Origin of the sequence: Methylorubrum podarium, from assembly GCF_022179745.1 — a bacterium.
In the GTDB taxonomy this organism is placed as follows: Bacteria; Pseudomonadota; Alphaproteobacteria; order Rhizobiales; family Beijerinckiaceae; genus Methylobacterium; species Methylobacterium podarium.
This window is the reverse complement of sequence record NZ_BPRD01000636.1, coordinates 1-2,874: the sequence shown is the minus strand read 5'-3', so window position 1 is coordinate 2,874 and position 2,874 is coordinate 1. Positions and strand designations below refer to the sequence as shown.

The following is a 2,874-nucleotide window of genomic DNA, read 5'->3' as shown; positions in this document are numbered from 1 at the left end:
TCGTCTTCGCCCTGTCGGGCGGCTCGCTGACGCCGGCCCTGGCCGGGGCGGCGCTCGCCACCGCCCTGATCGCCCGGCGCCTCGACATCCCGGCCCTGCGCTGGTGCGTGGCCGGGCTCGCCGTCGTCGTCGCCGCGCGGCTCGCCTGGGATCCGGCCCTGATCGGCGACGACCTGTCGCGCACGCCGATTCTCAACGGGCTCGTGCTCGCCTACGGCCTGCCGGCCCTGTGCTTCGGCCTCGCCGCCCGGGTGATCCGTCGGCCGGACCGGCCGGCGGACATTCCGGAACAGGTGGCGCAGGCCCTGAGCCTGCTCCTCTCGGCCCTGTTCGTTGTCCTCGAAATCCGGCACGCGCTGCATGGCGGGCGCCTGTCCGAACCCGGCACGACCGTGCTGGAACAGGGGCTGACGACGCTGACCGCCCTCGGCTTCTCCCTGGTGCTGACGCGGGTCTCCGGCCCCTCGGCCTCGCCGGTGATCCGCTTCGGCGGCCTCGCCTTCGCCTGCCTCGCCCTGCTCCAGGGGGCGCTCGGCCTCGGGCTCGCCGCCAACCCCCTGCTCACCGACGAGCCGGTCGCGGGCGGGGTGATCCTCAACGACGCGGTGCTCGCCTACGCCCTGCCGGCGGCGGCGGCCTTCGCGCTGGCCCGGGCGGCCCGCGGCGTGCGGCCGGTCTGGTTCGTGCGCATGGCGGGCGGCCTGGGACTGGCGCTGAGCTTCCTCGCCCTGTGCCTCGCCGTGCGGCACGGCTTCCAGGGCGAGCGGCTCGGGCTCGACCGCGAGACGGGACAGGCCGAGTGGTACGCCTACTCCGCGGCGTGGCTCGGCCTCGGCCTCGCCGCCCTCGGCTACGGCATCCTGCGCGGCTCGGCGACCGCGCGGCTGGCCTCCGCGGTCCTGGTGGGGCTGGCCACGCTCAAGGTGTTCCTGCTCGACCTCGCCGGGCTGGAGGGGCCGCTGCGGGCGCTGTCCTTCCTCGGGCTCGGCGCCTGCCTGATCGGCATCGGCCTCGTCTACCAGCGCCTCGTCTTCGCCCCCGCGCCCCCGCTCGTGCCCCCGCCCGCCGCGCCGGAGGCGTGACACGGTCCCGTTCCGGCACGCGGCCCGTTTCCGGCATTGACCGTCGGCTAACCGGTCGCGGTCATTCTACGGGGGAGCCAGGTTGCGTATCGGCTCGGTCGTGCGAACGACGCCCCCCGCCGTCCCGGCTTGGACGGCGGGGACGCCCGCCCCGCGCCGCCCTCGAACGAGGCGGCCCCGGGCCCGCCGGAGCGGAGCGCCCGCGAGACCGGGGCTTGGGCGGCATCGAACCTTTTCACCGAATGGGATCGGCCGGTGCTCGATCGCCGATCGATGCGCCCGTCGCGCGGCGGGGCGTCGCGGACCGGAACAGGGCCGTGGTGCCGCCTCTTCCCTGGACGAACCGGCGCCCCCGCGCGGCCGCATCGCTCGAGCCGCGTCGGCCCGGGGGCGGATCGTCGTCGCGAGGGGCGCCGTGGACCCACCGCGAAGGATCCGTGCATGCCCCGACACCCGACCCGCCGCATACCGGCCGCCCTGCCCGCCGCTGCGGCCGGCCTTGCCGCGAGCCTTGCCCTGTGCCTCGCCCTGCCGGCCGCCGCCCAGGGGCAGGGGAAGCCGCTGCCGCCGCCCGCCAGCGAGGTGATGCCGCCGGTCGAGCTGACCGTCGAGATGCGCGACGGTCATCCCGTCTGCCAGCCGGCGGAGCTGCGCCTTCCGGCCGACACCAACGTGGCGCTCAACGTGGTGAGCCGGGCCGACCAGCCGGTGACGATCACCATGCCGGGCCAGTTCGAGAACGGCCGCGTGCTGCACGCCGACGGCGATCTCGCCCACGTGGCGAGCGAGAAGGGCTACACGGTCAAGCGGGAGGGCCGGGGGCAGCTGCGCCTGCGCACGCTCGCGGCCGGCGAGAAGCCCTTCGCCTGCACCGGCGCCAACAGCCGCAGCAACCCGTTCGAGGGCAAGGTCATCCTGACCCCGCCCGCGGGCTGAGGCCGCCGCCCGCAGGACCGAGCCGGCCCTGCGGGCGATAAGGCATGGCAGGTCCCCTCCCCCATCCGTTAAGGGAGGGGGCCATTCCCGGTCGCTGCGGCTCGGCGGCGGGCAGGGGATCGGACCAGTGGATGCGAGACAGAGGGCGCATGGCCAAGCCGGGGGACGACGACGAGCAGGCCATCGACCGCCTGACCCTGTACATGCTGAAAGAGACCTATTGCGCGGCCGCCGGCGCCCTGATGCGGATGAACCCGCTGGCCGCCGAGGCGCTGTTCCAGGCCTTCGAGCGGCAGATCGCCGACGCGCTCCAGCGCATGCACGTCCACCGCTCGGAAGGGCCGGATTCGACCGCCATCGCCATGGCGGTCGGCGACCGGATCGCCGACATCCTCGATCAGGCCCACCGCCGCCAGTTCGAGCCGGCCGGCGCGCCGGGTCCTGAGGATCGCAGCCTCAAGGCCGTGCGGGAATCGGGCCTCTCGAACGAGGCGGTGGAGATGCTGGCGGACCTCCAGCGCCGCTTCCCCGCGCCCTGACCGCAGCCGTCGCCGCCATGACGGCGACGCGGCGGCGGCGGCGACGGGGTTCTACTCCGCCGGCACCGCCCGCGGTGCCAGGGGGGCCGGCTCGTCCTCGAACGGGCGCTCGGGATGCATGGTGAAGGCGAGTCCCGCGCCGAGGAGCAGCAGGCCGATCGAGCCGGCGAACGGCAGGATCCAGTTGCCGGTGAGATCCACGATCAGGCCGAAGGTGAGCGGCGAGACGATCGCGGCGAAGGCCGAGCCGAAATTCATCAGCCCGCTCGCGGTGCCGGCATATTGCGGGGCGATGTCCATCGGCACCGACCAGATCG

General features: G+C 74.8%; 3 protein-coding genes and 1 pseudogene. 3 read left to right on the top strand and 1 reads right to left on the bottom strand.

All coding sequences use genetic code 11. The features are described 5' to 3' along the window. The 3 genes from MFF42_RS25070 to MFF42_RS25060 all read left to right on the top strand — a co-directional run. Positions 1-1,082 (top strand): DUF2339 domain-containing protein (locus MFF42_RS25070; RefSeq protein WP_238258683.1); only part of this gene is annotated, 1,082 nt, incomplete at its 5' end. A gap of 441 nt (positions 1,083-1,523) precedes the next feature. Then, entirely contained in the window at positions 1,524-2,018 is a 495-nt protein-coding gene (locus MFF42_RS25065; protein ID WP_238258681.1) for a cupredoxin domain-containing protein, read from the top strand. A gap of 149 nt (positions 2,019-2,167) precedes the next feature. Continuing rightward, on the top strand, positions 2,168-2,557 hold the full coding sequence (locus tag MFF42_RS25060; protein WP_238258679.1) for a hypothetical protein: 390 nt from the start codon (positions 2,168-2,170) through the stop codon (positions 2,555-2,557). Positions 2,558-2,608: 51 nt separating this feature from the next. On the opposite strand, the pseudogene MFF42_RS25055 reads toward MFF42_RS25060, so the two are convergent. Next, positions 2,609-2,874 (bottom strand): annotated as a pseudogene (locus tag MFF42_RS25055) (MFS transporter); the annotation flags it as partial.

Coding starts and splice junctions, on each gene's coding strand:
- MFF42_RS25065 (WP_238258681.1), top strand. CDS start 1,524: ATGCCCCGACACCCGACCCGCCGCATACCGGCCGCCCTGCCCGCCGCT.
- MFF42_RS25060 (WP_238258679.1), top strand. CDS start 2,168: ATGGCCAAGCCGGGGGACGACGACGAGCAGGCCATCGACCGCCTGACC.